Below are 25,359 nucleotides of genomic sequence, written 5' to 3'. Positions count from 1 at the left end.
GTGAGCAGCGCGCGGCGCTGTGGGGTGCTCGGCGACCCCATCGCGCACTCGCTGTCCCCGGTCCTGCACCGCGCCGGCTACGCCGCGCTCGGGCTCGACTGGGCCTACGACGCCCACCGGGTGCCGTCGGGCGGGCTGGAGGAGTTCCTCGGCGGCCTCGACGACACCTGGCGGGGCCTGTCGCTGACGATGCCGCTCAAGCGTGAGGTCCTGCCGCTCGTCGACCGGCTCACCGACCGCGCGCGGCTCGCCGGTGCCGTCAACACGCTGCTGCTGGAGGAGGCGGGGGAGCGGGTCGGCGACAACACCGACCTGCCCGGCGCGGCCGCCGCGATCCGGGAGCGTACGACGATGCCGCTGTCGTCGGCCGCGATCCTGGGCGGCGGTGCGACCGCGGGCTCCGTCGGGCTGGCGCTGGCCGACCTCGGGGTGACCTCGATCGAGGTACGGGTGCGCGAGGCGTCCCGCGCGGCCGGGACGGTCGAGGTGCTCCGCACGCACGCGGCGGGCGTCGACGTCCGCGTGACCACGCTCGACGGAGAGCCGGTCCGTGCCGACGTCGTGGTGTCGACGATCCCCGCGGCTGCCCAGATGCCCGACCTCGTCGACGCGTGCCGCGGCGTGCCGGTCGTCTTCGAGGCGCTCTACGACCCGTGGCCCACGCCGCTGGCGGCGTCGGTGACCGGGGAGCAGGTGCTGGTCAGCGGTCTCGACCTCCTCGTGCACCAGGCCGCGCTCCAGTTCAGCCTCTTCACCGGCGTCCAGGCGCCGCTCGAGGAGATGCGCGAGGCCGGGCGCCGCGCGCTGGCCGCGCCGGGGCCGGCATGAGCGACGCCGGCCTGGCGATCGTGCTGGGTGCGGTCCTCGCCGGGCTGGGCGGGCTGCTGGTCCCGCTGCTCGTCGGGCGGCTCCCGGAGCCGGACCCGGTCGCCGAGGACAAGCGGGTCGAGGGCGAGCCGGAGAAGGTGCCCTACGTCGAGCTGGCCGCGCGCCCCGGTCTCCGGTGGCGCAGCGCGGCGGTCGCCGCAGCGGCCGGTGGGCTGCTCGGCTGGAGCATCGGCCTCGACTGGCCGCTGCTCTGGCTCGTCCCCCTCACGCCCGTGGCCGTCGCCCTCGCGGTGGTCGACTGGCACACGCGCCTGCTGCCCAAGGTCGTCGTCGTACCCGCGACGCTGGCTGCGATCGTCCTCGTCGTGGTGGTCGGGCTCGCGACGGGCGAGCGCGACGCGGTCATCCGGGCACTGGTCACGATGCTGCTCGCGCGGTCGTTCTTCTGGGTCCTGTGGTTCCTCCGCTCGGCCGGCATGGGCTTCGGCGACGTGCGCCTCGCGGCGCCGGTCGGCCTGGTGCTCGGCTGGTTCGGGTGGGAGGCGGTCGTCCTGGGCCTCTGGGTCGGTTTCGTCGCGTTCTCCGTCGTGATGGTCGGCCTGGCCGTCGCGCGGCGCGACCGCACGGTGCTGAAGAAGGCCTACCCGTTCGGGCCGTTCATGCTCGTGGGCGCCCTCGCGGGTCTCGTCTGGGGGACTGCGCTCACGGGCTCCCTCGGGGGCTGAGAGACTTCAGCCATGCTCCGATGGCTCACTGCAGGCGAGTCCCACGGTCCCTCGCTGGTCGCGATCCTCGAGGGGCTGCCCGCCCACGTCCGCGTCACCACCGACCACCTCGCCGACTCGCTCGCCCGGCGTCGGCTCGGCTACGGCCGTGGCGCGCGGATGAAGTTCGAGCAGGACCAGGTCCGGGTGCTCGGCGGCGTCCGCCACGGTGAGACCCAGGGCGGCCCGGTCGCCATCGAGGTCGGCAACACCGAGTGGCCCAAGTGGGAGAAGGTGATGTCGGCCGACCCGGTCGACCCCGTGGAGCTCGAGGCGCTGGCCCGCAACGCCAAGCTGACCCGGCCCCGGCCCGGCCACGCCGATCTCGTGGGCATGCAGAAGTACGACTTCGACGAGGCGCGCCCGATCCTCGAGCGGGCCTCGGCCCGTGAGACCGCCGCGCGCGTGGCCCTCGGCCGCGTCGCGTCCAACTTCCTCGAGCAGGCCGTCGGCGCGCGCATCGTGTCGCACGTCGTCTCGCTCGGCGGCGTCAAGGCGCCCGCGGGCGTCGTACCCGGCCCGGACGACGTGGCACGGCTCGACGCCGACGAGGTGCGCTGCCTCGACCCCGAGGCCAGCGCCGCGATGGTCACCCGCATCGACCAGGCCCACAAGGACGGCGACACGCTCGGCGGTGTCGTCGAGGTGGTCGTCCACGGCCTGCCGCCGGGCCTCGGCTCGCACGTCCACTGGGACCGGCGCCTCGACGCGAAGCTCGCGGAGGCGCTGATGGGCATCCAGGCGATCAAGGGTGTCGAGGTCGGCGACGGCTTCGAGCTCGCCGACACGCCCGGCTCGCTCGCACACGACGAGATCGTGTCGACCGACGAAGGCCTGCGCCGCACGTCCGGTCGCTCCGGTGGCACCGAGGGCGGCATGTCGACCGGCGAGGTCCTCCGGGTCCGTGCGGCCATGAAGCCGATCGCCACCGTGCCCAAGGCGCTGCGCACCGTCGACGTCTCGACCGGCGAGGCGACCGTGGCGCACCACCAGCGCTCCGACGTCTGCGCGGTCCCGGCCGCCGGCATCGTCGCCGAGGCGATGGTCGCGCTCGTGCTGGCCGACGCCGTCGTGGAGAAGTTCGGCGGCGACTCGGTGCAGGAGACGCGCCGCAACGCGCAGTCCTACCTCGACACCCTGCGCTTCCGGTGACCGCCGTGGCTCCGCGCGTGGTGCTGGTCGGCCCGATGGGTGCCGGCAAGACGACCGTCGCCGAGATCCTCGCCGGGTCGTGGGGTGTCGCGGTGCGCGACACCGACCACGACATCGTCGCCGGCACCGGGCGCGAGATCTCCGACATCTTCGTCGAGTCGGGGGAGGACGTCTTCCGCGACCTCGAGGCCGCGGCCGTCGCGGCGGCCCTCGCCGAGCACGACGGCGTCCTCGCCCTGGGCGGGGGCGCGGTGCTCCGGCCCGAGACCCGCGAGCTGCTCGCCGACGTCACCGTGGTGTTCCTGCGGGTCGGGCTCACCGACGCCGTGAAGCGGGTCGGCCTCGGCACCGGTCGCCCGCTCCTGCTCGGCAACGTCCGCGCCCGGATCAAGGCGCTGCTCGACGAGCGCTCGCCGATCTACGAGTCGGTCGCCACCCACGTCGTCGAGACCGACGGCCGCACGCCCGACGAGGTCGCGGGATCGATCCGGGAGCTCGTCGCATGAACGACACCGTCATCCACGTCGGCGGCGCCTCGCCCTACGACGTCGTCGTCGGCCACGGCCTGGCAGCACGACTGCCGGAGGTGCTCGGCGACTCCGTCGAGCGCGTCGCGGTGCTCTACGCCGGCACGCTCGGGGCGCTGGCCGACCCGATCGTGGACACCCTCGTCGAGCACTACGACGTCCTGGCCCTCGGGCTCCCCGAGGGTGAGCGCGCGAAGACCGCACCCGTCGCGGCCGACTGCTGGGAGGCGCTCGGCGAGGCCGGCTTCACCCGTTCGGACGCGGTCGTGACGATCGGAGGCGGCGCGAGCACCGACCTCGGCGGCTTCGTGGCCGCGACCTGGCTCCGTGGCGTACGCGTCGCCCACGTCCCCACGACCGTCCTCGCCATGGTCGACGCCGCCGTCGGCGGCAAGACCGGCATCAACACCGGCGCCGGCAAGAACCTCGTCGGCTCCTTCCACGAGCCCGCTGGCGTGCTGTGCGACCTCTCGCTGCTCGCCACGCTCCCGCGCGAGGAGCTCGTCGCCGGGCTCGGGGAGGTCGTCAAGTGCGGCTTCATCGCCGACCCGGCGATCCTCGACCTCGTCGAGCGCACCGATCCCGCGGCGCTGACCGTCGACTCGCCGGAGCTGCGCGAGCTCGTCGAGCGCGCCATCCGCGTCAAGGTCGACGTGGTGGTCGACGACCTCAGGGAGACCGGCGGCACGGACGGCCACCCCGGCCGCGAGGTGCTCAACTACGGCCACACGCTCGCCCACGCGATCGAGCGCACCAGCGACTACTCCGTCCGCCACGGCGAGGCCGTCGCCATCGGGTGCGTGTACGTCGCCGAGCTGGCCGCGCGCGCGGGCTCGCTCGACCCGGCGGTGGTGGAGCGGCACCGCGCCGCGTTCTCCCGCGTCGGGCTGCCGACGTCGTACGACGCCCCCTTCGAGGCCCTGCACGAGGCGATGAGGATCGACAAGAAGGCCCGCGGCTCGCAGCTGCGGTTCGTCGTGCTCGACGAGCTCGCCAGCCCGCGCATCCTCGCCGGGCCGAGCGAGGAGGACCTGCGCGCGGCCTACGCCGCGCTAGCCTCCGACGGGTGACCGACTCCTCGTCCGATCCCGACGTCCGGGTCTCCGGCTCCGGAGGCACCATGACCCGGCTCGTCGGGTCGGCGCATCCGCGCGAGGTCGACCTGGCCGCCCTGGCGTCGCTCCGGCAGGCGGAGGGCGACGGCCCGTGGTCGGCCGCCGGCGCGGCCCCGTTCCTCGCCGAGGGCGACGTCGTGCAGTGGCGTTACGGGCGCCGGTGCGACCCGATGCGGGTGGTCCGGGACGACGAGCGCGGGCTCGTGGCGTGGCTGGCCGCCGACACCGCGATCCTCGCCTCCGCACCCGACGACGGACGTGCGCTGCGGGAACTGCCGCTGGCCGAGCGGTTCACCGGGAAGCGCGTCGCGACGATCGGCACGTGGTTCGGAGGCGGCGTGGTCCGGATCGCGCCGACGGGCCGGCCGTGGTCGGTCTGGGTGTTCCGGGAGGACGACGGCTCGCTGGCCGGGCACTACGTGAACCTCGAGCTCCCGCACCGCAGGCACGGTGACGAGACCAACACCCGCGACCTGGTGCTCGACCTCTGGATCGAGCCCTCCGGCGAGGCGTGGCTCAAGGATGCCGACGAGCTCCAGGCGGCCGTAGACGTGGGACGCCTGACGTCGGTCCAGGGCGACGAGATCCGGGCGATGGGGGAGTGGGCACGCGCCGAGCTGGTCGAGGGTCGCGACTGGCCGCTCCACGAGGAGTGGACCCGCTGGCAGCCGCCGGCCCACTGGGCCACGCCGGCGCTCCCGGACACCCCGCTCGTGCGCGAGGCGCGCGCCACTACGCTGCCGACATGACGAAGGTCCTCGTCCTCAACGGTCCCAACCTCGGACGCCTCGGCCGCCGGCAGCCGGAGATCTACGGCCACACCACCCACGCCGAGCTCGCGCACCAGTGCGTCGAGTGGGGCGCCGGTCTCGGCCTCGAGGTCGAGGTGCGCCAGACCAACCACGAGGGCGAGCTGCTCGATTGGCTCAACACCGCTGCCGACGACGGCACCCCGGTCGTGCTCAACGCTGCCGCGTGGACGCACTACTCGCTGGGCCTCTGGGACGCCTGCGCCCAGCTCACCGCGCCGCTCGTCGAGGTGCACATCTCCGACCCGAAGCAGCGCGCCGAGGAGTTCCGCCACACCTCCGTCGTCGAGCCCCATGCCGCCGCCACGATCGCCGGGCAGGGGATCGACGGCTACCGCCAGGCGCTCGAGCTCCTCGCCTCGCGGTGACCCCCTCCGCCCGGCCTGCGCTCCTCGCCGCCGGACTGCTCGGCAGCGTGCACGCCGCGTTCAGCCTCTACTGGGGGTTGGGCGGGACCTGGCTCGTCCGGACGTTGGGGAACCGCATGGTCGACGCGTTCGCCGGGTGGGAGTGGCTGCTGGTGCAGAACTGCGGCCGCACGACGGTCGTAGGCCCCGCCGGGTCGTCGTACGGCCGCAGTTCCACGACCTCGTGCGACGATCGGCGGATGGACGTCGAGCTGAGTGCCCTCGCGATCAACGTCGCGATCCCCGAGGACCTGCGGTGGCGCGACAGCCGGCGCGACGAGGAGTTCGAGCTCCAGTCGCTGACCATCCGGATGCTGCCGGACGGCTCGCTCGCGGCGAAGGCCTACGGCAAGCCCGTCGCGGGCGGGCGCGGGGCCTACACCTCGTTCCCGGTCCCCGACCGGCCCGAGCTGGCCGCGCTCGTCTCCGCCGCGGCCGCCGAGGCGGCCCGCAGGTGGGGTGCCCACTCATGACGCGCACCTTCAGCCAGGTCGACGTGTTCAGCGCCGAGCCGTGGCTCGGCAACCCGCTCGCCGTCGTCCACGACGCCGACGGGCTGACGGACGGGCAGATGGCGCGGTTCGCGCGCTGGACCAACCTGTCGGAGACCACGTTCCTCTGCGCGCCCACCGACCCCGCCGCCGACTACCGGGTCCGGATCTGGACGACGGCCGGCGAGCTGCCGTTCGCCGGGCACCCGACCATCGGCAGCGCGCACGCGTGGCTGGAGGCCGGGGGAGTCCCGCAGGGCGAGGTCGTCGTCCAGGAGTGCGGCGCCGGCCTCGTCGACGTACGCCGCTCGCCGCGGCTCGGCTTCGCGGCGCCGCCGCTGCAGCGGTCGGGGCCGGTCGAGGGCGAGCTGCGGGCGCGGATCATCCACGCGCTGGGGATCGGCGCCGCGGAGGTCGACGACATGGCCTGGATCGACAACGGCCCCGGCTGGGTCGGCGTCGACCTCGGGACGGCGGAAGCGGTGCTCGCCGTCGTGCCGGACATCGCGTCCTTCACCGACCTCAAGGTCACCGTCCTCGGGCGCTGGTCGTCCGTGCGTGCCGCCGAGCTGGGCGCCGACGTCGAGGTGCGGGCGTTCTTCGCCGACGGCCGCGAGTTCGCCGAGGACCCGGTCACCGGGAGCGCCAACGCCGGGCTCGCGCAGTGGCTGGTCGGCAGCGGCGCGCTGCCGTCGGCGTACACCTCCCGCCAGGGGAGCGTGATCGGCCGCGAGGGCCGGGTGCGGATCGAGGCCGAGGCCGACCAGGTGTGGGTCTCCGGCGACGCGGTCACCCGGATCACCGGCGAGGTCGATCTCTAGAGCGCCCGCTCGCGGACGTTGTCCTGCTCCCAGGCGTCCCCGATGTGGAAGCGCTTGGTGCCGACGACCTCGAAGCCGTGGCGTCCGTAGAACGCGTTCGCCCGGCTGTTCTCCTCGCTGACGCCCAGCCAGACGCCCCGCGCACCGGTCGCCCGCGCCGCCTCCAGAGTCGCCTCCATGAGCAGGATCGCGACGCCCGAGCCGTGGTGGTCGGGATGCACGTAGCACCGCTCCAGCGCGACTGTCGGGCGGAGCCGGATCGCGTCCTGGACGTCGGGGTCGTCCGGCTCACCGGCGATCAGCATCGTGTAGCCGACCGGGTCCTCGCCCGGCGCCGGCTCGGCCACCAGCACGGCGTACGACGGGTGCGCCAGCTGGGTCCGGAAGGTGGCCGGGTCGAGCCGGGTGGCGATGTGGGCGGTGAGGACCTCCTCCGAGGTCTGCGGTGTGCAGGCGAGCGGGAAGGTCAGCGCGGCCAGCCGGGAGAGCGCCCCGGCGTCGTCCTCGCCGGCTCGGCGGATGGTGACGGTCACGGCACGAGCCTAGGAGAGATCGGTAGGACTACGGATGTGGCGCCGACACCCCGGCGGCGAGACTCGACGCAGAGACTGACCAGGGCGTCGTCAGTCCGGTCGGACGTGAGGAGGCAGCGCGATGATGGTGCGCGACGGTGCAGTGGGGGCGGGCAGCGGGAGCCGCGTGCCGAGCTCGGTGATGAGCGTGAGCAGGGCGGACCGGCGTGCGGCCGCGCGGGGGCGCGCTGCGCTCGAGTACGGCGCCCACGCGGAGGCCGCGCTCGACGTCGTCGAGCTGCTCGAGCTCGCGTGGCACGACGCCTACGGCGAGGTCCTCCCGCCCGCGCAGCTCGTCGACGACCTCTGGTGCGTCGCCGGGGGAGACCTCGCCCGGCTCGTCTCGTCCGCCCGGCTCGCCGTCACGGACTGGCGCGACCTGCGGGTCGCCGCCGACGGACTCCGGGCGGAGCGGTAACGCGATGGGACGCGCGGACGCTGTCCCGGTGACAGGTCACGTGTCCGGTCCGCCGGAGGAGGTAGCCATGCAGAGCACCCTGGTCCGCAGCGCGCACGCCGACGAGGTCGAGGCCCAGGTCCAGCGCGCGACGTGCTGCACCGCCCTTGCCCGGTGCCGGCGGTGTCGCGGCAAGCTCGCCGCCGTGCGGGCCTGGCGACGCGACGCCCTCGTCCACTCCCTCTCGAGCTCCCTCGCCAGGTCGAGGCCGCGCCGGCCCGCCTGGTGAGGGTTGCCGGTCACGTGGGGTGACCGGAGATGTCGAGCAGCCGTGGGGCAACCACCTGTGGTCAGCCGGCCCCGCGGCTGCTCGTCCGCCAGGCGCGGGTCAGAGCTGGTCGAGCCAGGCGTCGATCGGCACGGCGCCGTCGCCGAAGACCAGCGTCTGACGCAGGGCGCGCGGGTCGTCCAGCACCGCCAGCGCCACCTGGGCGACGAGCTCGCGCGAGGTGGTGTCACCGTCGTTGAAGCCGGCCTCGGGGTTGACCGTGCCGGTGCCCGGCTCGAGGGTCAGCGTGCCCGGGCCGAGGATCGTCCACTGCAGCTCGGTCGTGCGCAGGTGCTCGTCGGCCGCGATCTTGGCGTCCTGGTAGTGCCGGAACGGGTTGTCCTCGGGCACCAGCACCTCCTCCGACGACCCGGAGAACGACACCATCACGTAGCGCGTGGCACCGGCTGCCGCGGCGGCGTCCATCGAGCGGATCGCGGCGTCGCGGTCCACGGCGTAGGTGCGGTCCGGGTTGCCGCCGCCGGCGCCCGCCGACCAGATGACGGCGTCCTGGCCGTCGAGCATCGCCCGCAGGCTGTCGGTGTCGGCGTCCTCGACCGACGAGACGAGCGCCGTCGCGCCCGTCGCCTCGATGTCGGCGACGTGGTCGGGGTTGCGGACGACCGAGGTGACCTCGTGTCCCGCCCCGACGAGCATCGGAGCCAGGATGAGCGCGATCTTGCCGTGTCCGCCGAAGATGGTGACTCGCATGTGTGCCACCGTAGCCCGGTGCCGTCCTCGACCCACGCCGTGACCATCGGCAGGACCGAGGTCCGCAAGCACTACGTCGCCGATCACGAGGTGCAGGCCGAGCGCGAGTGGGCCTGCCTGACGCTCCTCGCCGAGCACGCTCCGGGCCTCGCGCCCCGACCGGTCCGCCGGGAAGGCGGTGCCGAGCCGGTGGTCGTGATGGAGCGGCTGCCGGGCTCGCCGCTCGCCCCGCGGCCGCTGACGACCGAGCAGGTGCTGGCCCTCGGCCGTGCGCTGCGCCGGCTGTACGACGTACCGCTCGCGGCGGTGCGCGACGCCGGGATCGGCCCGCGCGGGATCGGTGCGGCGGCCCTCCCGCCGGCGCTCCTCGAGCGGTTGTCGGACGGGCACGACCTGTCGGCGTGCCGGGACCCCGCGCTCGTCCGTGACGCACGGTCCGTCGCGCGGGAGTGGCTCCGGGACCCGCCTCTGCCGGAGCCGCGGACCACGGTGCTCGGCATCGCCGACCTCAACCCGCCCAACGTGCTGTGGGACGGCGTGCGCTGCCGGCTCGTCGACTTCGAGGACGCCGGCCTCAGCGACCCGGCGTACGAGGTCGCCGACCACGTCGAGCACCTCGGCAGCCGCCTCCCGGGGGTGTACGACGTCCACGCACTGGCCGACGCGGTCGGCCTGGACGCGGAGGCACGCGAGCGGATGGGGGCCTACCGGCCCTTCTGGGCAGCCTTCTGGCTCGCCATGCTCACGCCGGGCAGCCGATCGTGGCACCGCAACCCGCCCGGCACGCTCGAGGGGCAGGCCGCGCATTTCATGGCTCTCGTGACGCGCGACTAGACTCCTCTGTCGGCGCACGCGCCACGGATTCCTTGACAACTCGACGAAGGCGGACACACGCACATGGCAAGCACCAACGACCTCAAGAACGGCATGGTCCTCCGGATCGAGGGTCAGCTCTGGGCCGTCGTCGAGTTCCAGCACGTGAAGCCGGGCAAGGGCCCCGCGTTCGTGCGCACCAAGCTCCGCAACGTCGAGTCGGGCAAGAACGTCGACAAGACCTTCAACGCCGGCACCAAGGTCGAGACGGCCAACGTCGACAAGCGCACCATGCAGTACCTCTACAACGACGGCTCGTCCTACGTCTTCATGGACACCAGCACCTACGAGCAGCTCGAGGTCGCCCCGGAGATCGTCGGCGACGCGAAGAACTTCATGCTGGAGAACCAGGAGGCGATCGTCGCCACCAACGACGGCCGCGTGCTCTTCATCGAGCTCCCCGCCTCCGTCGAGCTCCTCGTCGCCGAGACCGAGCCGGGCCTCCAGGGCGACCGCTCCACCGGTGGCACCAAGCCCGCGACCCTCGAGACGGGCCACGTCATCCAGGTGCCGCTCTTCATCACCACCGGCGAGAAGCTCAAGGTCGACACCCGCGACTCGTCCTACCTCGGCCGCGTCAAGGCCTGACACCAGGTGGCTGCCCGTTCGAAGGCGCGCAAGCGCGCGCTGGACATCCTGTTCGCCTCCGAGCTCCGCTCGGAGGACCCCGTCGTCGCGCTCGAGCGCGCCATCGAGGCCGGTGAGGGCCCGACCAACGACTACACCGGCACGCTGGTGCGGGGCGTGGTCGAGCACCAGGAGCGCATCGACGAGGTGCTGACCACCTACAGCAAGGGTTGGACGCTCAGCCGGATGCCCGCGGTCGACCGCAACGTGCTCCGCATCGGCGTCTACGAGCTGCTGTGGGGCGACGCCGACGTCCCGGAGACCGTCGCGGTGAGCGAGGCGCTGCACCTGGTGCAGGACCTCTCGACCGACGACTCACCAGCCTTCGTCAACGGGCTGCTCGGCTCGATCCAGCGCGACCGCGCCTCGCTCGCCTGACCTCACTCGCCTGAACTCACCCCCACGGGTCACCCGGCTCGCCCGCGGACGCGCCTTCGCCCTAGGTTGGCAGCATGACTGACGCCGGCAGGACCGCGGAGAAGAAGGCCGAGCAGGCCCACGAGAGCGACTGGCTCGACCACGCGATCCGCGCCGGACTGGTGGCCTACGGGGTCGTCCACCTCCTGGTCGCGTGGCTGGCCGTCCAGCTCGCCCTCGGCGAGAAGGAGGACCAGGCCTCCAACGCCGGAGCGATGCACTACCTCGCCCAGCAGCCGATGGGCAAGGTGCTGGTCTGGCTGATCGCGGCGGGCATGTTCCTGCTCGTGGTCTGGCGGCTGCTCGAGGCGGCCCTGGGCTACCCCGAGGAGAGCGACGACAAGAAGCGCTGGGTCAAGCGCGCAGGCTCGCTCGGCAAAGCGGTCATCTACGGCGCGCTCGGCTGGAGCGCGGTGAAGACCGCCACCGGGAGCGGCTCGGGTGGCGGCACGGACACGACCACGGCCAAGCTGATGGACCTGCCCGCGGGCCAGGTGGTCGTCGCCGTCGTCGGCCTGGCGATCATCGGCTACGGCGGATCGCTCGTCTACCGCGGCTGGACCGAGAAGTTCCGCGAGCACCTCGACGCGCAGGGGCAGGCCGGCAACGACGGCTCGGCGTACGTCCTCGCCGGCAAGATCGGCTACATCGCCAAGGGCGTCGCGATCGCGATCGTCGGCGGACTGTTCCTCTACGCCGGCATCACGCACGAGGCCAAGAAGTCCGGCGGCCTCGACCAGGCGCTCCAGCGCGTGCTCGAGGTGCCCTTCGGCCAGGTGCTGCTCATCGCGATGGGCATCGGCATCGCCGGCTACGGCGTGTTCTGCTTCGCGCGGGCCAAGCACCTCTCGCGCTGAGCCTCCGTCGAGGGTGGTTCAGCGTCGGGTTGGTACGCCGCCCGCGACCGCCAGCGCGGACGTCACCATGTGGTCGCGGACCTGCTCACCGGTGATCCGGCTGATCCGCGGCACGCCCGGCGCCTCCTCGGAGACGAGCATCGCCACCCGGCCGAGCTGGAGCGTCCCGAGGCCGCTGGCGTAGAGCATGTTGGCCAGCAGCCCGGGGTCCTCGACGTGGAACTCGCCCTTCTCGACACCGGACTCGATCGTGCGCGTGAGCACTGCGAGGCAGCCGCTGATCGCCTGGCCGAGGCGATACATCGCGCTCTCGCTGACCTCCTCGAGGAGGTTGTCACCGGGGCGTCGCATGATCGACTGCGCGCAGTCGACGAACGCGGGGTGGGCGAGCCCGTAGTCGACGAACGCCTCGACGAGCCGCTCGAGCTGGAGGGCGGGGTCGTCGGTGGTCTCGGCCGCGCCCGAGAGCGCGAGGCGGAGCTCGTCGAGATACTGCACCAGGGTGAGGCTGAAGAGCTCCTCCTTGCCGGTGAAGTGGCGGTAGATGATTGCCCGGTTGATGCCGACGGCCCGCGCGATGTCCTCGATCTGGGCGTCGCGCACCCCGCGCTCGTCGAACAGGGCCCGGGTCGCGGCGATGATCTCCGCCTCGCGCAGCCGCCGGCGTGCGGCCGCCGTGCCCCCGCGGGCGCGGCCGGTCGTGGTCGCCGGCTCGGTGCTCATGGCGGCCAGTCTAGGGAGAGCCAGCGGCGAGGTGGGTGCGCACCGCCTCGATGGTGTCGGCCTCGGCGGCGGACTTGTCGTCGCGGTAGCGGATGACCCGGGCGAACCTCAGCGCGACGCCGCCGGGATAGCGGGTCGAGCGCTGGAGTCCGTCGAAGGCGATCTCGACGACCTGCTCAGGACGGACGTGGACGACGTAGGAGCTGCCGTCGACGGGCGACGTCGCCAGCTCGGTGAAGCGCTCGGTCTGCCACGCCAGGATCTCGTCGGTCATCCCCTTGAAGGTCTTGCCGAGCATCACGAAGCCGGACTCGGACGACTCGTCGCGGGCGCCGAGGTGGATGTTGGAGAGCCAGCCCTCGCGGCGGCCCGAGCCCCACTCCACGGCGAGGACGACGAGGTCGAGGGTGTGGACCGGCTTCACCTTCACCCACGCCGAGCCGCGGCGGCCGGCGGCGTAGGGCGCCGACAGGTCCTTCAGCACGACGCCCTCGTGCCCGCTGGCGACCGTCTCGGTGGCGAAGGCGTCGGCGGCGGCGGCGTCGGTCGTGACGAGGCGGCGGACCCGGTGCTGCTCGGGCACCAGCGCGTCGAGGGCGTCCAGCCGCTCCCGGCCGGGGGAGTCGAGGAGGTCGCGGCCGTCGACGTGGAGGAGGTCGAAGAAGTAGGGAGTGATCGCGACCCCGGCGTCCTGGGCGGTGCGGCTCGCGGTGTCCTGGAAGGCCATCGGGCGGCCGTCGTCGGACAGGGCCAGCGCCTCGCCGTCGAGCACGAAGCGCTCGGCGGGCAGCGACCGCGCGACCGCGACGACCTCGGGCAGCCGTGCGGTGATGTCGTCGAGCGACCGCGTCACCACGAGCACGTCGTCGCCGTCGCGGTGCACCTGGATCCGGATGCCGTCGAGCTTGGCGTCGACGGCGACCTCCGAGGTGCCGTCCGGCGACAGGCCGGCCATCGCGCTCGCCACGTCGGGTGCGCTGGAGGCGAGCATCGGCATGATCGGGCGACCGACCTCCAGGCCGATCGCAGCGAGCGTCTCCTCGCCCTCGAACGCGGCCCCGGCGGCCGCGACCGTGGAGCCCGCGAGCATGGCTGCGCGGCGTACGGCGGCCAGGGGCACGTCGGCCACCTGGGCCACGGCCTCCTGGGTGACAGCGTCGAGCGCACCCTGGCGGAGGTTGCCCGTGACGATGGCGCGCAGCCAGGCCTGCTCGGCCTCGGTCGCGCGGCCGAAGAGATCGGCCACCGCGTCCTTGCGGGAGTTCTGCGACCCGGGGCCGGAGAGCTGCGACATCGCCTCGAAGGCCTCGTGGACCTCGCGCACCGACAACGTCGCGTCGTCGGCCGGCGCGGGCAGGGCGCTGACCCCGCGCCACCCCAGGCCCGTGCGGCGCTGGCGCAGCGCGCCGCCGAGGTAGGACACGACGACCTCGAGCTCCTCGGGCTCGACGCGGCCGAGCAGCTCCGCGAGCAGCGCGACCTTGGTCTTGCGGGATCGGGTGGCGGCGACCTCCACGGAGGTGGCGACGAGCTCGGCGAGCAGCATGCGCCCATCCTGCCGCCCTGCACCGACAGCCGCCGCGCCCGAACGGGCAGGATGGGGCACGTGAGCAACACCTCGGCGGATGCCTCCCTCTACGTCCCGCGCTTCAATGTGATGGACCCCGACGACGTACGCCCCTTCGTCGCGGGGGTCGCGACGGCGCAGCTGGTGACGGTGGGGGACGACGGGCTGCCCGACGCGACGTTCCTGCCCGTGCTGTGGGAGGGCGACCGCCTCGTCGGGCACCTCGCCCGCGCGAACGTCCACTGGCGGCGCATCGTCGACGGCTCGCCGGCGCTGGCGATCGTGACGGGGCCTGACGCGTACGTCTCCCCGTCCTGGTACGCCACCAAGGCCGAGCACGGCAAGGTCGTGCCGACGTGGAACTACTCCGTCGTGCACCTGCGTGGGCAGGTCGCCGTCCACGACGACCCCGAGTGGGTCCGCGGGCTGGTGACCCGGCTGACCGAGCGGCACGAGTCCGCCCGCGACGAGCCGTGGGCGGTCAGCGACGCCCCACCTGACTACGTCGACAAGAACCTCCGACCCATCGTCGGCGTCTCGCTGCTCGTCGAGTCGGTCGAGGCCAAGGCCAAGCTCAGCCAGAACCGGTCCGACGAGGACCGCTCGGGCGTCGCATCGGGTCTCGCCGCAGACGGTCGTGACCCCTCCGCGCTGGTGGCCCCGTGAGGCCCGGCCGCGTCCGCGAGCGCTTCACCGGCCGGATCGCCGGTGTCGGGAGCACGTCGGGCGTGCGGGTAGTGGTGGGTCGCTGGGACGCCTCGCCCTGGGGCGGATTCGCCGACGTCATGCTCGAGGACCCCTCCGGCCACCGTGTGCTGCTCGCCCCGACCGAGCGGGTGCGCGACTTCGTGGCCGCCACCTACTCCTTCGACGAGCAGGTGATCGAACCCGTGTCGGTCACCGACACCCCCGACGGCTGGCAGGTCACCACGCCCTCGCTTTCCCTGCGCTTCGTGGTCGGGGGCCGTACGCCGCTGGGTGCGGCCCTCGGCCTGGTGCCGGCCCGCATCGCCACCTCGCCCGCCTGGTGCGGGCTGGTCGATCCCGTCGCCCGGGTCGTGATGCGCGGCGTGCGCACGCGCGGGACCGCCGGTGGCGACCGCCGCGAGTGGTACGGCGCCACCTCGATGTCATCTGTCACCGCGGCCTCGGGCTCGTGGCGGGGGACTGACCTCGGTCGTCTCGCACCCGTCGACCCGCCCTGCCGCTTCGGCTTCTCCAGCACCCCGAAGCGGCCGTCGGTGACGAGCGTCGTGACGACGATCGAGCGCCCGGCCGACTGAGCGGGGCGGCTCGCCCGGCCGCTGGTTGAGCAGCGAGCGCCAGCGAGCGTGTCGAAACCAGGGCCACATGACTCGCCGTTGGTCGAGGAGGTCGCGCCAGCGACCGTCGCGAGACCGAGCGTTCGCTCGGCGTTGGACGGGACATCCCTGTGGCGTCCGGCCCAGCTGGCGCCCAGTCCGCCTCTGTCTGCAGACAGAGGCCGAGGGGCCTGCAGACGGGCGTGCGAGGCTCCCACGCTGGCGTAGCCTGCGGACGTGACAGGTCAGTTGGCCGAGCGGCCCCTCGACGCCGGGGGGTGGTCCACTCTGACCCGGCGCTTGTCGCCCTTCCTCGACCTTGCCATCGGGCTCGTAGCCGGAGCCCTGGCCGTTGCGTCCCTGCTCCTCGCCGACGTCGCCGGCGTCGACCCGCGACTCGAGTCGGCCGACCCACTGGCCGTCGCTGCCACGTGCGTCGCCGGCCTGTCACTGGTGTGGCGTCGCTCGCGTCCGTCGGCGTCCTTCGCGGTGTTCGTGGCGGGCTGCCTCGTCGTGACGCTGACCGACCACTACATCGGGCTTCTCTCGGTGCTGCTGCTGGTCAGCCTCTACTCCCTGGCAGCGCACGGTCGACGCAGGAACGGCGTGGTCGGCCTGGTCGCCATTCTTCTCATCTTCGTCGCCCTCGCCCTGCTGGACGTTCCCGATCTGGGGACGGCCGACCTCCTGCAGGCGTGCGCGCTCCTGCTTGCGGCGTGGGCCCTCGGCGATGCGATCCGTTCGCGCCGCACCCAACAGGCGGAGCGTCTGCGCATCGCGGAGCAGGAGGCGGTCACCGCACGCGAGCTCGCAGCCCGGTCGGTCGTCGAGGAGCGGTTGCGCATTGCCCGGGAGCTGCATGACGTGATCGCGCACAGCATGTCCTTAATCGCCGTCCAGGCCGGTGTCGGAGGCCACGTCATTCGGTCCGACACCGCTGCCGCCGAGCACGCGCTCGAGATCATCGCCGAGACCAGTCGCAACGCCCTGACCCAGACGCGGTGGATGCTGGGTCTGCTCCGTGGCGAGGACGCGGAGGGTCCGGCTGCGCCGCTGCACTCGATCCGCGACCTGGACGGTCTGGTCCGCGACATGCGTGAGGTCGGCATCACGGTCGTCCTGAGCGTCGCAGGGCCTGCGCGCCCTCTTGACGACGCCATCGAGCTGGCGGCCTATCGGATCGTGCAGGAGTCGCTGACCAACGTGCTCAAGCACTCGGGGGCGACCCGGGCGCAGGTCAACGTGACCTACGGGGAGGGCGGGCTCGACGTCGAGGTGAGCGACCTGGGTCATGGCAGGTCCAGGGGTCGGGGGGTGCTCGGTGCCGCCGGCGGGCACGGGTTGGTGGGACTGCGCGAGCGTGCCAGGCTGCTGGGTGGCGACTTCGAGTGCGGACCCTCGGGGCACACGGATTCACGGTGGCAGCCCACCTGCCGTCCTCGGTGGGGGTGGTGTCGTGATCCGCGTCGCCGTGGTCGACGACCAGGAGCTGGTGCGGTCCGGGTTCGTCGTGCTGCTCGGATCGAGCGACGGCATCGAGGTGGTCGGCGAGGCCGGGGACGGCGCGGAGGCGTGGGAGCTGTGCCGACGTAAGGCCCCGGACGTCGTCCTGATGGATGTCCGGATGCCTCGGATGGATGGCCTGGAGGCGACGCGACGGATCGTCGCGGACCCTCGGTGCGCCCGCACGCACGTGCTCGTGCTGACGACCTTCGACGACGACGAGCTCGTCCACGAGGCCCTGCGCGCCGGCGCGAGCGGGTTCCTCCTGAAGGACACCCGGCCCACCCAGCTGCTCGAGGCGATCGCCGTGGTGGCCGCTGGCGACGCCCTGCTCGCGCCGTCGATCACCCGTCGTCTGATCGCACAGTTCGCCGCGCTGCCGAGCCATCCGACCCGGTCCGGCGACGACGGCCTGACCGACCGCGAGCGCGAGGTCCTCGTCGCTGTCGCGCGCGGTCTGTCGAACCAGGAGATCGCCGACGCGCTGCACATGGGCTACGGGACCGTGAAGACCCACGTGAGCCACCTCCTCACCAAGCTGGCGCTGCGCGACCGCGCGCAGCTGGTGATGCACGCGTACGAATCGGGCCTGAGCGTCCCGGGGAGCAGGTGAGCATCCCTCCCGAGGTGGAGGTGGCGGCGCCACGTCGAGACCTGGGAGCGAAGCCCGGAGCCGGCCGGCCGACCACTGTGGGACCACGGCCACTCCGGGCCGCTCAGGTCCATGGAAGGTTCCTCATGTCCCCCATCACCACGACTCCCACGAGTGCTTGGCTCCGCGGCTCGCGACGTACGGCGACGCTGGCTGCTGCGGCCCTCGTGGCAGGCCTCGTCCTCAGTGCCCCGACGGCGTCGGCCGCCACCGCAGACGCTCCGCCGGCCAATCCGCGGACCGCTACCGACACGGCCGCGTCCGACAGCGCGCGCCTGCAGCGGGCGCTCGACCAGATCGTCGAGGCCGGCGTGCCCGGCGCCCTGCTCTACACCTACGACAAGGGTGTCGAGACGGCCCTGCAGAGCGGGATCGCCGACCTCGCGACCGGTGCGCCCATGGGTCCGTCGACCACGTATCGCATCGGCAGCCAGACGAAGACCTACGTGTCGACCGCGGTCCTCCAGCTGGTCGCACGGCACCGGATCCGCCTCGACGCCCCGGCGCGCCACTACCTCCCGAGCCTGCTCGCCAACGCTCCGCGCGTCACGGTGCGGCAGCTCCTCAACCACACGAGTGGCATCTACGAGTTCAACGAGGACCCCCGGGTGCTGGCTCCGTACTTCGGAGGGGACCTGGGGCACGTCTGGAGGCCGCGTCAGCTCGTGCACATCGCACTGAGCAACGCCCCCGTCTCGAGGCCCGGTGGGGTCTACCACTACTCGAACACGAACTACGTCCTGCTGGGACTGATGATCCAGGCGGTGACGGGCCGACCGTTGGGCGACGTGCTTCGCGACGGTGTCTTTGCTCAGGCCGGTCTGGACTCGACGACCTTCACCGCCTCCAGGACGCTGCCCTCACCGGCGGCGCACGGCTACTACGTGGCGGCGGGCGACAAGGCCGGCGACTTCACCGACCTCACCAGCCTCTACCCCTACCCGTGGGCGTCCGGGGCAGCCGTCTCGACCGCACCCGACGTCGCCCGGTTCTACCGCCAGCTCCTCTCCGGCGAGATGCTGCCGCGACACCTCATGGCCGCGATGAGGAAGACGAACGACGCGTCGGGCGAGGACGGCGTGGGAACTGCGTACGGTCTCGGCCTCGAGAGCTTCCAGACGCGCTGTGGGAAGGCGTGGGGTCACGGTGGCAACTTTCCCGGCTACATCACCTACGTCTACTCCTCGCCCAGTGGCGGCCGACAGACCGTCGTCATGCTCAACGAGGACCCAATGTCCCTGCCGAAGAAGGAGATCGGGCCGACCTTCCTCCGGCTGCTGGACCGGGCCTACTGCGGTTCATAGGTCGCAGCAGCCTCGGACCGCGGTCCAGGCTGCTGAGAGTCCTGCCACCACGACACGGTGACTCCAGCACTGCTCGAACCACTGGATCGTGACGTGGGCGCTGACAGCCTGCCCACTCCGCCGCAATTGCCTTGGGCAAACGGGGTCGCGAGCGCGGCGGAAGTGAGGACCGCCATCACCTCGGGGCGCAGGACGAGGCTCCTTGTCGGCGGGACGGGGCGATACTGCGGTCATGCCGAAGTTCGCATCGGTCGACGACTACCTCGCCTCCCTGCCTGCTGAGCAGAGGGAGGTGATCGAGGAGGTCGAACGACGCGTGCTGGTCGTCGCGCCCGACGCAGAACGCGTGATCCGTTACGACATGCCGACCTGGCAGGTCGAGGGCGCCTCGCTCGTCCACGTGGCGGCGTGGAAGAAGCACCTCTCCCTCTATCTCGTGCCACCGGCGGGCGACCTCGACCTGGATGCGGACCTCGTGCCCTACGCAGGTGCCAGGGGCACGCTCAAGCTGCCGTACCCCGACGTCGACCACGACCTCGTCGAGCGGGTCGTACGCCGGCTGTTCGAGACCCGCGCGACGCCGCGACCGTGACCCGAAAGGCCGGGGCCAAGGCCAATCGCACAGCCTGGGTCAGGCCGTGATCGCGCTGTCCTCGCCACCCGCGAGCAGGCGGTCGCGGAGCGCCACGAGCTCGGACACCGAGGTCAGGAAGCGGCCGGTGCTGTCGCCGACCTGGAGGTCGTCGAAGTAGTGGTGCCGCATCGCCACCCGGGCCAGGTGGTGCTCGTCGTGCGCGAGGCGCTCGGCGAGGAGGCCGGTCAGGTGCGCGACGTTGTCGGCGTCGACGACGTCAGCGCACCGGCTGATCGGCGCCTGGTGGCGCAGTGCGGCGAGGTCGCCGACGGGGTCGGTGATGAGGATCGGCTTGTCGGTGTGGAGGTAGAGCCAGTCGAGGCCCACGGACGACACGTCGGTGACCATCGCGTCGCACCCGGGCATCACCGCGAGGATGTCACCGCTCAGGACGGCGGTGTGCCCAGCGGCTCCGTCGGCCGCGTCGATCAGCTGCAGGATGGCGAGGTGCGCCTCGGCGACGGACGGCGTGAGGCTGGTCGTCACCTTGGGGTGCGGCTTGTAGACGAGGCGGACGTCCGGGACGTCGAGGATCACCCGCACGATCCGCTCGCCGAGCGCGACGATCGAGGTGTAGTCGTTGTAGTCCGCGTCGCCCTCCCACGTGGGGGCGTACATCACGGTCCTGCGCTGGCTGGGCTCGAGCAGGGGAGTGCGCGGCAGGTCGAGCTGCGGGCGCCCGATCCGGACGAGCTTGCTGGCGTCGAGCTCGAGCAGCCCGGAGACGTACCTCTCCACGGCGGCGTCACCGGCGACGAACACCCGGTCGTAGGCCTTGGCGTTGTTGCTCGCCATCGACTGCTTGTCGCTCTCGCCGTGGTTGATGTGGATGTGCAGCATCCGGCTGTCGAGGAGCGACTGGAAGTTCATCGACGAGTTGTTGCAGTAGAGGACGACGGCCGCGTCGAGCTCGGCGTAGAGCTCGGCGAGGTCCGAGAACGACGGGGCGAGGTGGACGCGCAGCCGGGTCCGCGACTGGAGCAGCTCGGCCGAGTCGGCGTCGCGCGTCACCACGGCCACGTGATGGAGGTCGTCGAGGATCTCGAGGACCTCCAGCCACTGGATGAGCTGGTAGGTCCGCGTCGGGTCGTCGGCGAAGTAGGCGATCACGCGGGCGTCGTTCATGGAGAGATTCTAGGTGGCCGCCTCGTGTCGTAGTGCGGGGATCCCGTTCGTCGTCATGCTGAGGGGCCGGCCACCGGGCCGGACCACGAGTTCCGTCGGTCGACGGACGAGAGGAGCTCCCGTGAGCAACGTCAACGTGCTGGTGTCGGGCGCGAGCATCGCAGGGCCGGCACTGGCCCACTGGCTGCACCGTCGAGGTGCGCAGGTCACCGTGGTCGAGCAGGCGCCCGGCCTCCGCCCCGGCGGGCAGGCCGTCGACGCGCGCGGGGTGGCCAAGGAGGTCATCCGGCGGATGGGGCTCGACGAGGCGGTCCGCGCGGTGTGCACGAACTCGCGCGGGGCGTACTCGGTCGACGCCGACGGCAACGTGCTCGAGACCTTCAGCGCCTCGGACGACGACGGCGACGGGTACGTCTCCGAGATCGAGGTGCTGCGCGGGGACCTCGCGCAGGTGCTGTACGACGACACCCGCGCCGGCGTGGACTACGTCTTCGGTGACCGGATCGCCGAGCTCACCCAGGACGCGGACGGTGTCGACGTCACCTTCGCGAGCGGTCGGCGCGAGCGCTTCGACCTGGTGATCGGCGCGGATGGGCTGCACTCGGCGCTGCGCGGCATGGTGTTCGGGCCGCGGGAGGAGTTCGTACGCCACCTCGGGCTGGTGCTGGCGTTCTACACCGTGCCCAACGTGTTCGGCGTCGACGGCTGGCTGCTCGACCACCAGCAGGGCGGTCGGTGGGCGGGCCTGCGACCGGTGCCCGACCCCGACCGGGCGATCGCGATGCTGTCGTTCCCCGCCCGGGACTTCGACGTGGACCATCGTGACGTCGACGCCCAGAAGCGGTTGCTGCGCGAGCACATGGCCGGCTTCGGGTGGGAGACCCCGCGCATCCTGGAGCACCTCGACAGCGCGCCCGACTTCTACCTCGACCAGGTCGCCCAGGTCGTCATGGAGCACTGGTCGAGGGGCCGCGTCGGGCTGCTCGGCGACGCTGCGTTCAGCGCCTCCCCGATGTCCGGGGCCGGCACGGGGCTGGCCCTCGTCGGGGCGTACGTGCTGGCCGGCGAGCTCGCGGCCGCCGACTGGGACCCGGCTGCGGGGTTCGCCGGCTACGAGGCACGGATGCGCGACTACGTCGAGGCCAACCAGGAGATCGGGCGGATGCACGTGGGGATGCTCACGGCGGACGCCCCCGGGGCCGAGCCGACCGGAGAACCGGCCGGGGCACCGGCCGCCGAGCCCGACATGGACGCCATCACGGCGTTGGTCGAGCGTGCGGTCGGCGGCCCGGAGCTGCCCGACTACGCAGGCGTGACCGACCTCCGCAGGCCCTGAGTCGGCGAGTGTGCCGTCACCGGACCGGGGCGCCGGGTCCGAGCGGGAGCCCGACGGCGTACCAGAGCGCGAAGAGGGCGGTCCATGCGACGAGCATCGCGAGGGCGGCGGGCAACGTGTAGGACACCAGCGTCCCGATGCCGGCCGACTTCCGGTAGGTCTGGAGGTAGCCGACGGTGAGGATGAAGGTCGAGCTCATCGGGGTGATGGAGTTCGTGCACGAGTCGGCGATGCGATAGACAGCCATCACCGTCGCCGGGTTGGCGCCGATGAGCTGTGTCATCGGGATGATGACCGACGCGAGCAGCGCCCAGAGGGCTGATCCGCTGGTGATGAGCAGGTTGAGCAGCGCGATGCCCCCGATCAACATCATGAGGACGACGAAGATCGGAGCGTCCAGCCTTTCGAGGACGTCGGCGCCGTTGACGGCGACCACCGTGCTGATCCCGGTCCACGAGAACAGTGCCAGGAACTGCGAGATCGCGAAGAACAGGACCAGCAGCGGTGCGACGGAGCGCAGGCCGTCCGCCATGAAGAGCGGCAGGTCGGCCGACCCGCGCAGCTGTCCGGTCAGCTGGGCGAAGGTCGCGCCGACGCAGAAGAAGAACAGGCTGATGAAGACGGCGATGCCGCTGAACAGCGTCGACTCGAGGATGCCGCCGTCCTCACCGCGCAACGGTGACCCGGCCGGCACCATCGCGAGGACCAGGGATCCGAGGAAGGCGACCGCGACGAGACCGGTCGCGCGCAGCGCGCGCTTCTCGACGGCCTCGGAGATGTCGAGCCGTGGCGCGACGCTCGGGCCGGTCGCGCCCGGGTCGGGCACGAGCTCGTGCTCGCGGCGGGCCAGGACCCTCTCGGTGACCAGGGTGAGCACGCCGGCCAGGACGAGGGCCGACACCGTCGTGAAGTAGGTGTTGTCAGTCGGGCGCACCACTGCGCTCGGGTCGACGATCCGCGCCGCCTGCGTCGCGATGTCGGCGAAGATCACGTCGCCCGGAGCGATGAAGGGGTTGGCGTCACCGGCCGCGTTGATCGACAGGAACGCCACGATCATGCCGAGCATGGGAGAGCGCCCGACCTGGCGGAAGGCGATCGCGGCGAGCGGGATGACGACGACGTACGCGCTGTACTCCAGGATCTTCGACATCGCGCCGACGATGCACACCGCGAAGACGACCCAGCCCGGCCTCACCCGGGCGAGGGACCGGCGGACGACGGCCTCGAGGAGCCCGGAGCGGTCGGCGACCGCGAGACCGAGCATCGTGATGAGCACCGTGCCGACCGGTCCGAACGCGAGGTAGGACTCCTGGGTGCCCGAGACCAGCTCGCGGATCGAGTCGGCGGAGAGGGCGTTGCGGACGGTCACCGCGTCGCCGGTCGCGGGGTCCGCGACGCTCACCCCTGCCGCCGACAGCACGGCGCTGGCGACGGCGAGGAGGACGAAGAGCACCCAGAACAACCAGAACGGGTGGGGGAGCCGGTTGCCGACCCGCTCCACGCGGGCGAGGAACGCCGTCATCCGCGTCCGCGGTGGGGTGGGTCCGGCCAGCTGCGCGTCAGTGGTCATGGTGGTGCTCCTCATGGTGGTGCTCCTCATCGTGATGGTCGTCGACCGGAGTCGCCACGTCCGGGTCCGTGGGCCGTTCGACCCGCAGCTCCAGGTGCGACGTGCCGAGGTGGAGGGTGTTGGTGGCGACGACGGACCGGCGTGAGCCGGCGACCTGACCGCCGGTGCCGGGGTTGACGTCGAAGCGCGGGAAGCTGCTCGAGGCGACATCGACCCGGATGCGGTGGCCCGCAGCGAACAGGTTGGCGGTGTCGGGAGCCACCACCTCGATCTCGTAGACCTCCCCGGGCTCCATCGGGATCGGGGTGTCGAAGCCGTCGCGGTAGCGGCAGCGGAGGATGCCCTCGGTGACGTTCATCGCGAAGCCCGCCGGGTGGTGCGGCGTCGGGGGGTGGACGTCGACGAGCTTGACGGTGATGTCCGTGTCGACGGCGGTCGACGAGACGCTCAGGCGCGCGACGACGGGTCCGGCCACGACGACGGCCTCGTCGAGCGGCTCGGTCTGGAAGACCAGGACGTCGGGGCGTGATGCCAGGGGGAGGGTCGTGGGCCGGACGACGAACGTGTCGGGGCCGGGGCGCTGGTCGTACGCGCCGCCGGACATCACCGGCTCACCGGAGGTCACCTGCCCCCGATGGTCGGGACGGGATCGGCCGGGTCGTGGTCCCAGCTGATGCTGTGGCCCGGCGCGGGGGGTGCCTCGGCGAGCACCCCGTCGGGGTGCAGGTGGAACTGCCGCGGGGCCGTCGACCCCGGCGGCCAGGTGTCGGCCGTGCGCCAGCGGCCGCCGTGGCGCAGGCGCCCCTGCGCGTCCACGTCGCCGGGCCCGCCGCCCATCAGGAACCAGCGGACCGGTGGGGCGCTGTCGGGCACCCCGGCCAGGCGTGCGGTGAACCAGTCGGCCCGCATCGCCACGTAGTCCTCGGCGAGGCTGCCCTCGAGCGCGGCCTCGGGGCCGAGGTCGACGTCGCCGGCGAACGTGTCGCTGCGCCGGCCGTGTGTCCAGGGCCCGAGCACGAGCCGTACCGGAGCCTCGCCGAGTCGGCTGAGGGTCTGGAAGTTCTCGACCGCGGTGCGGACGTAGGGGTCGTACCAGCTGCAGAGGTGGAGGCTCGGCACGTCGGGGAAGCGGTGTGCGTGGCCGCGGGCGTAGAGCGCGGGCTGGGTCCACCAGGGGCCGAAGTCCTCGTGCTCCCACTGGTCGAAGAAGTAGTCCTCGTAGGCCGGGACGTGCCGCAGGGGCGAGTGCCCGCGCCGCCACGGCAGGCGGCGGAACCACTCCTCGACTGGCTCGTCCGCGACGGCCTGGCGAGCAAGCGAGTCACCGTCCCGCGCGTCCCCCGCTGCCCGCCGCAGTGCCCACGTGGCCTGCTTGAGCTCGAAGGCGCCGCCCATCCGCACCCCGGACTCGTACGCGCTCGCGAAGCCGCCCGAGTCGACGAACATCGCGACCAGCGCCTCGGGGTGCAGCGCGGCGAGGGCGGTCTGGGCGTGCGCTGAGTAGGACACGCCCATCGTCGCGACGCGACCGTCGCTCCAGGGTTGCGCGGCCGCCCACGCCACGGAGTCGTAGCCGTCCTCGGCCTCGTCGACATACTTGGTGAAGCGGCCCTCGGAGTCGCCGCGACCGCGGCAGTCCTGCCGCACGACGACGAATCCGCGGGCGACGAACCGGGCCGCGACCACCTCCGGCGACGCCGGGTCGGCGCCGTCGAGCACGGCGTCGGAGGGACGTGCCTTCCGGCGGCCGTACGGCGTCCGCTCGAGGAGGACGGGTCGCCGCACTCGGCCGGCGTCGCCGGCGTAGACGTCGGCGACCAGCATCGTGCCGTCGCGGGTGCGCATCGGTGCGACGGCTCGCCAGACCCCGTCGGCCACCGGCTCCCAGGCGAGCTCGCTGGCGGACGTGCGGAGGTGTGTGGCGTGCGTCATAGCGGTGGACCCTAGG

30 protein-coding genes are annotated in these 25,359 nt (G+C 72.5%); 22 read left to right on the top strand and 8 right to left on the bottom strand.

Going from position 1 to position 25,359, the window contains the following annotated elements; genetic code table 11:
* From BLV76_RS20080 to BLV76_RS20040, 9 genes are read left to right on the top strand one after another with little or no spacing between them, the layout of a single operon-like run.
* Complete coding sequence (locus tag BLV76_RS20080) at positions 1–828, top strand: shikimate dehydrogenase (protein WP_090971524.1); 828 nt, start codon at positions 1–3, stop codon at positions 826–828.
* A complete protein-coding gene (locus BLV76_RS20075) occupies positions 825–1,553 on the top strand; it encodes a prepilin peptidase (RefSeq protein WP_090971522.1) in 729 nt (242 codons plus the stop codon). The genes BLV76_RS20080 and BLV76_RS20075 overlap by 4 nt, the downstream gene beginning before the upstream one ends.
* Before the next feature lie 12 nt (positions 1,554–1,565).
* Positions 1,566–2,744, top strand: a complete 1,179-nt coding sequence (gene aroC, locus BLV76_RS20070) for a chorismate synthase (protein ID WP_090971520.1) — start codon at positions 1,566–1,568, stop codon at positions 2,742–2,744.
* Positions 2,741–3,250 carry a shikimate kinase gene (locus BLV76_RS20065; RefSeq protein WP_245734796.1) on the top strand — a complete coding sequence of 170 codons (510 nt, stop codon included), beginning with the start codon at positions 2,741–2,743 and terminating at the stop codon, positions 3,248–3,250. Before aroC ends, BLV76_RS20065 begins: the two co-directional genes overlap by 4 nt.
* Positions 3,247–4,341 (top strand): 3-dehydroquinate synthase, encoded by a 1,095-nt coding sequence (aroB, locus tag BLV76_RS20060; RefSeq protein WP_090971518.1) that lies wholly within the window; start codon positions 3,247–3,249, stop codon positions 4,339–4,341. Before BLV76_RS20065 ends, aroB begins: the two co-directional genes overlap by 4 nt.
* On the top strand, positions 4,338–5,135 hold the full coding sequence (locus BLV76_RS20055) for a ribonuclease FAU-1 family protein (RefSeq protein ID WP_090971517.1): 798 nt from the start codon (positions 4,338–4,340) through the stop codon (positions 5,133–5,135). Before aroB ends, BLV76_RS20055 begins: the two co-directional genes overlap by 4 nt.
* A complete protein-coding gene (locus BLV76_RS20050; RefSeq protein WP_090971515.1) occupies positions 5,132–5,563 on the top strand; it encodes a type II 3-dehydroquinate dehydratase in 432 nt (143 codons plus the stop codon). The genes BLV76_RS20055 and BLV76_RS20050 overlap by 4 nt, the downstream gene beginning before the upstream one ends.
* On the top strand, positions 5,560–6,075 hold the full coding sequence (locus BLV76_RS23235) for a hypothetical protein (RefSeq protein ID WP_245734794.1): 516 nt from the start codon (positions 5,560–5,562) through the stop codon (positions 6,073–6,075). Before BLV76_RS20050 ends, BLV76_RS23235 begins: the two co-directional genes overlap by 4 nt.
* Complete coding sequence (locus BLV76_RS20040) at positions 6,072–6,914, top strand: PhzF family phenazine biosynthesis protein (RefSeq protein WP_090971513.1); 843 nt, start codon at positions 6,072–6,074, stop codon at positions 6,912–6,914. The genes BLV76_RS23235 and BLV76_RS20040 overlap by 4 nt, the downstream gene beginning before the upstream one ends.
* On the opposite strand, the gene BLV76_RS20035 is transcribed toward BLV76_RS20040, so the two are convergent.
* On the bottom strand, positions 6,911–7,447 hold the full coding sequence (locus BLV76_RS20035; protein ID WP_090971511.1) for a GNAT family N-acetyltransferase: 537 nt from the start codon (positions 7,445–7,447) through the stop codon (positions 6,911–6,913). The genes BLV76_RS20040 and BLV76_RS20035 overlap by 4 nt on opposite strands.
* Before the next feature lie 121 nt (positions 7,448–7,568).
* Here BLV76_RS20035 and BLV76_RS20030 point away from each other — a divergent pair, with 121 nt between their 5' ends.
* The gene (locus tag BLV76_RS20030; protein ID WP_090971509.1) at positions 7,569–7,904 is read left to right on the top strand and encodes a hypothetical protein; all 336 of its coding nucleotides are present in this window, start codon (positions 7,569–7,571) and stop codon (positions 7,902–7,904) included.
* A 67-nt stretch (positions 7,905–7,971) separates the two neighbouring features.
* Complete coding sequence (locus BLV76_RS20025) at positions 7,972–8,172, top strand: hypothetical protein (RefSeq protein WP_090971507.1); 201 nt, start codon at positions 7,972–7,974, stop codon at positions 8,170–8,172.
* 99 nt (positions 8,173–8,271) lie between these two features.
* Here BLV76_RS20025 and BLV76_RS20020 read toward each other — a convergent pair whose 3' ends face one another.
* Positions 8,272–8,922, bottom strand: coding sequence for an SDR family oxidoreductase (locus tag BLV76_RS20020; RefSeq protein WP_090973026.1), 651 nt, complete (start codon positions 8,920–8,922; stop codon positions 8,272–8,274).
* Positions 8,923–8,940: 18 nt separating this feature from the next.
* Here BLV76_RS20020 and BLV76_RS20015 point away from each other — a divergent pair, with 18 nt between their 5' ends.
* The 4 genes from BLV76_RS20015 to BLV76_RS20000 all read left to right on the top strand — a co-directional run bounded on the left by BLV76_RS20015 (position 8,941) and on the right by BLV76_RS20000 (position 11,696).
* Positions 8,941–9,756 carry an aminoglycoside phosphotransferase family protein gene (locus BLV76_RS20015; RefSeq protein WP_175539767.1) on the top strand — a complete coding sequence of 272 codons (816 nt, stop codon included), beginning with the start codon at positions 8,941–8,943 and terminating at the stop codon, positions 9,754–9,756.
* Positions 9,757–9,819: 63 nt separating this feature from the next.
* Complete coding sequence (gene efp, locus BLV76_RS20010) at positions 9,820–10,383, top strand: elongation factor P (RefSeq protein WP_090971503.1); 564 nt, start codon at positions 9,820–9,822, stop codon at positions 10,381–10,383.
* A gap of 6 nt (positions 10,384–10,389) precedes the next feature.
* Positions 10,390–10,800, top strand: a complete 411-nt coding sequence (nusB, locus tag BLV76_RS20005) for a transcription antitermination factor NusB (RefSeq protein ID WP_090971501.1) — start codon at positions 10,390–10,392, stop codon at positions 10,798–10,800.
* 74 nt (positions 10,801–10,874) lie between these two features.
* Positions 10,875–11,696 (top strand): DUF1206 domain-containing protein, encoded by an 822-nt coding sequence (locus BLV76_RS20000; RefSeq protein ID WP_090971499.1) that lies wholly within the window; start codon positions 10,875–10,877, stop codon positions 11,694–11,696.
* An 18-nt stretch (positions 11,697–11,714) separates the two neighbouring features.
* On the opposite strand, the gene BLV76_RS19995 is transcribed toward BLV76_RS20000, so the two are convergent.
* Complete coding sequence (locus tag BLV76_RS19995; protein WP_090971497.1) at positions 11,715–12,419, bottom strand: TetR/AcrR family transcriptional regulator; 705 nt, start codon at positions 12,417–12,419, stop codon at positions 11,715–11,717.
* 10 nt (positions 12,420–12,429) lie between these two features.
* Complete coding sequence (locus BLV76_RS19990; protein WP_090971495.1) at positions 12,430–13,965, bottom strand: ATP-dependent DNA ligase; 1,536 nt, start codon at positions 13,963–13,965, stop codon at positions 12,430–12,432.
* 60 nt (positions 13,966–14,025) lie between these two features.
* Between BLV76_RS19990 and BLV76_RS19985 the strand changes: the two genes are divergently transcribed.
* From BLV76_RS19985 to BLV76_RS19960, 6 genes are all read left to right on the top strand, one after another.
* Positions 14,026–14,652, top strand: a complete 627-nt coding sequence (locus BLV76_RS19985; RefSeq protein WP_245734792.1) for an FMN-binding negative transcriptional regulator — start codon at positions 14,026–14,028, stop codon at positions 14,650–14,652.
* Entirely contained in the window at positions 14,649–15,269 is a 621-nt protein-coding gene (locus BLV76_RS19980) for a hypothetical protein (RefSeq protein WP_090971493.1), read from the top strand. Before BLV76_RS19985 ends, BLV76_RS19980 begins: the two co-directional genes overlap by 4 nt.
* Positions 15,270–15,524: 255 nt before the next feature.
* Positions 15,525–16,880 carry a sensor histidine kinase gene (locus BLV76_RS23230; RefSeq protein WP_090971491.1) on the top strand — a complete coding sequence of 452 codons (1,356 nt, stop codon included), beginning with the start codon at positions 15,525–15,527 and terminating at the stop codon, positions 16,878–16,880.
* Positions 16,780–17,403, top strand: coding sequence for a response regulator (locus BLV76_RS19970; RefSeq protein WP_342712414.1), 624 nt, complete (start codon positions 16,780–16,782; stop codon positions 17,401–17,403). Before BLV76_RS23230 ends, BLV76_RS19970 begins: the two co-directional genes overlap by 101 nt.
* A 125-nt stretch (positions 17,404–17,528) precedes the next feature.
* Entirely contained in the window at positions 17,529–18,746 is a 1,218-nt protein-coding gene (locus tag BLV76_RS19965) for a serine hydrolase domain-containing protein (RefSeq protein WP_090971487.1), read from the top strand.
* 232 nt (positions 18,747–18,978) lie between these two features.
* On the top strand, positions 18,979–19,338 hold the full coding sequence (locus tag BLV76_RS19960) for an iron chaperone (protein WP_090971485.1): 360 nt from the start codon (positions 18,979–18,981) through the stop codon (positions 19,336–19,338).
* A 39-nt stretch (positions 19,339–19,377) separates the two neighbouring features.
* Here BLV76_RS19960 and BLV76_RS19955 read toward each other — a convergent pair whose 3' ends face one another.
* Complete coding sequence (locus BLV76_RS19955; protein WP_090971483.1) at positions 19,378–20,505, bottom strand: CDP-glycerol glycerophosphotransferase family protein; 1,128 nt, start codon at positions 20,503–20,505, stop codon at positions 19,378–19,380.
* A gap of 121 nt (positions 20,506–20,626) precedes the next feature.
* On the opposite strand from BLV76_RS19955, the gene BLV76_RS19950 reads away from it, so the two are divergent.
* Positions 20,627–21,841 carry an FAD-dependent monooxygenase gene (locus tag BLV76_RS19950; RefSeq protein ID WP_175539766.1) on the top strand — a complete coding sequence of 405 codons (1,215 nt, stop codon included), beginning with the start codon at positions 20,627–20,629 and terminating at the stop codon, positions 21,839–21,841.
* Between the two features lie 16 nt (positions 21,842–21,857).
* Here the strand turns inward: BLV76_RS19950 and BLV76_RS19945 are convergent, their stop codons facing one another.
* Genes BLV76_RS19945 through BLV76_RS23395 form a run of 3 tightly spaced genes read right to left on the bottom strand, consistent with a single transcriptional unit; the run spans position 21,858 to position 25,343 of the window.
* Positions 21,858–23,426 (bottom strand): AbgT family transporter, encoded by a 1,569-nt coding sequence (locus tag BLV76_RS19945; protein WP_217630402.1) that lies wholly within the window; start codon positions 23,424–23,426, stop codon positions 21,858–21,860.
* Complete coding sequence (locus BLV76_RS23400; RefSeq protein WP_217630401.1) at positions 23,401–24,036, bottom strand: CocE/NonD family hydrolase; 636 nt, start codon at positions 24,034–24,036, stop codon at positions 23,401–23,403. The genes BLV76_RS19945 and BLV76_RS23400 overlap by 26 nt, the downstream gene beginning before the upstream one ends.
* Positions 24,033–25,343, bottom strand: a complete 1,311-nt coding sequence (locus BLV76_RS23395; RefSeq protein ID WP_217630400.1) for a CocE/NonD family hydrolase — start codon at positions 25,341–25,343, stop codon at positions 24,033–24,035. The genes BLV76_RS23400 and BLV76_RS23395 overlap by 4 nt, the downstream gene beginning before the upstream one ends.
* Positions 25,344–25,359: the final 16 nt, after the last annotated feature.

Source organism: Nocardioides exalbidus (genome assembly GCF_900105585.1).
In the GTDB taxonomy this organism is placed as follows: domain Bacteria; phylum Actinomycetota; class Actinomycetes; order Propionibacteriales; family Nocardioidaceae; genus Nocardioides; species Nocardioides exalbidus.
This window is presented reverse-complemented; position numbering and strand designations above follow the sequence as displayed.

What these genes read in the sequence shown, in the direction of transcription:
- BLV76_RS20050 (WP_090971515.1), top strand. Translation starts at nt 5,132, where the DNA reads ATGACGAAGGTCCTCGTCCTCAACGGTCCCAACCTCGGACGCCTCGGC.
- BLV76_RS23395 (WP_217630400.1), bottom strand. Translation starts at nt 25,343, where the DNA reads ATGACGCACGCCACACACCTCCGCACGTCCGCCAGCGAGCTCGCCTGG.
- BLV76_RS20030 (WP_090971509.1), top strand. Translation starts at nt 7,569, where the DNA reads ATGATGGTGCGCGACGGTGCAGTGGGGGCGGGCAGCGGGAGCCGCGTG.
- aroB (WP_090971518.1), top strand. Translation starts at nt 3,247, where the DNA reads ATGAACGACACCGTCATCCACGTCGGCGGCGCCTCGCCCTACGACGTC.
- BLV76_RS20000 (WP_090971499.1), top strand. Translation starts at nt 10,875, where the DNA reads ATGACTGACGCCGGCAGGACCGCGGAGAAGAAGGCCGAGCAGGCCCAC.
- BLV76_RS19995 (WP_090971497.1), bottom strand. Translation starts at nt 12,419, where the DNA reads ATGAGCACCGAGCCGGCGACCACGACCGGCCGCGCCCGCGGGGGCACG.
- BLV76_RS20040 (WP_090971513.1), top strand. Translation starts at nt 6,072, where the DNA reads ATGACGCGCACCTTCAGCCAGGTCGACGTGTTCAGCGCCGAGCCGTGG.
- BLV76_RS19965 (WP_090971487.1), top strand. Translation starts at nt 17,529, where the DNA reads ATGTCCCCCATCACCACGACTCCCACGAGTGCTTGGCTCCGCGGCTCG.
- BLV76_RS19960 (WP_090971485.1), top strand. Translation starts at nt 18,979, where the DNA reads ATGCCGAAGTTCGCATCGGTCGACGACTACCTCGCCTCCCTGCCTGCT.
- BLV76_RS19945 (WP_217630402.1), bottom strand. Translation starts at nt 23,426, where the DNA reads ATGAGGAGCACCACCATGACCACTGACGCGCAGCTGGCCGGACCCACC.
- BLV76_RS20020 (WP_090973026.1), bottom strand. Translation starts at nt 8,922, where the DNA reads ATGCGAGTCACCATCTTCGGCGGACACGGCAAGATCGCGCTCATCCTG.
- BLV76_RS19955 (WP_090971483.1), bottom strand. Translation starts at nt 20,505, where the DNA reads ATGAACGACGCCCGCGTGATCGCCTACTTCGCCGACGACCCGACGCGG.
- aroC (WP_090971520.1), top strand. Translation starts at nt 1,566, where the DNA reads ATGCTCCGATGGCTCACTGCAGGCGAGTCCCACGGTCCCTCGCTGGTC.
- efp (WP_090971503.1), top strand. Translation starts at nt 9,820, where the DNA reads ATGGCAAGCACCAACGACCTCAAGAACGGCATGGTCCTCCGGATCGAG.
- BLV76_RS19990 (WP_090971495.1), bottom strand. Translation starts at nt 13,965, where the DNA reads ATGCTGCTCGCCGAGCTCGTCGCCACCTCCGTGGAGGTCGCCGCCACC.
- BLV76_RS20075 (WP_090971522.1), top strand. Translation starts at nt 825, where the DNA reads ATGAGCGACGCCGGCCTGGCGATCGTGCTGGGTGCGGTCCTCGCCGGG.
- BLV76_RS20025 (WP_090971507.1), top strand. Translation starts at nt 7,972, where the DNA reads ATGCAGAGCACCCTGGTCCGCAGCGCGCACGCCGACGAGGTCGAGGCC.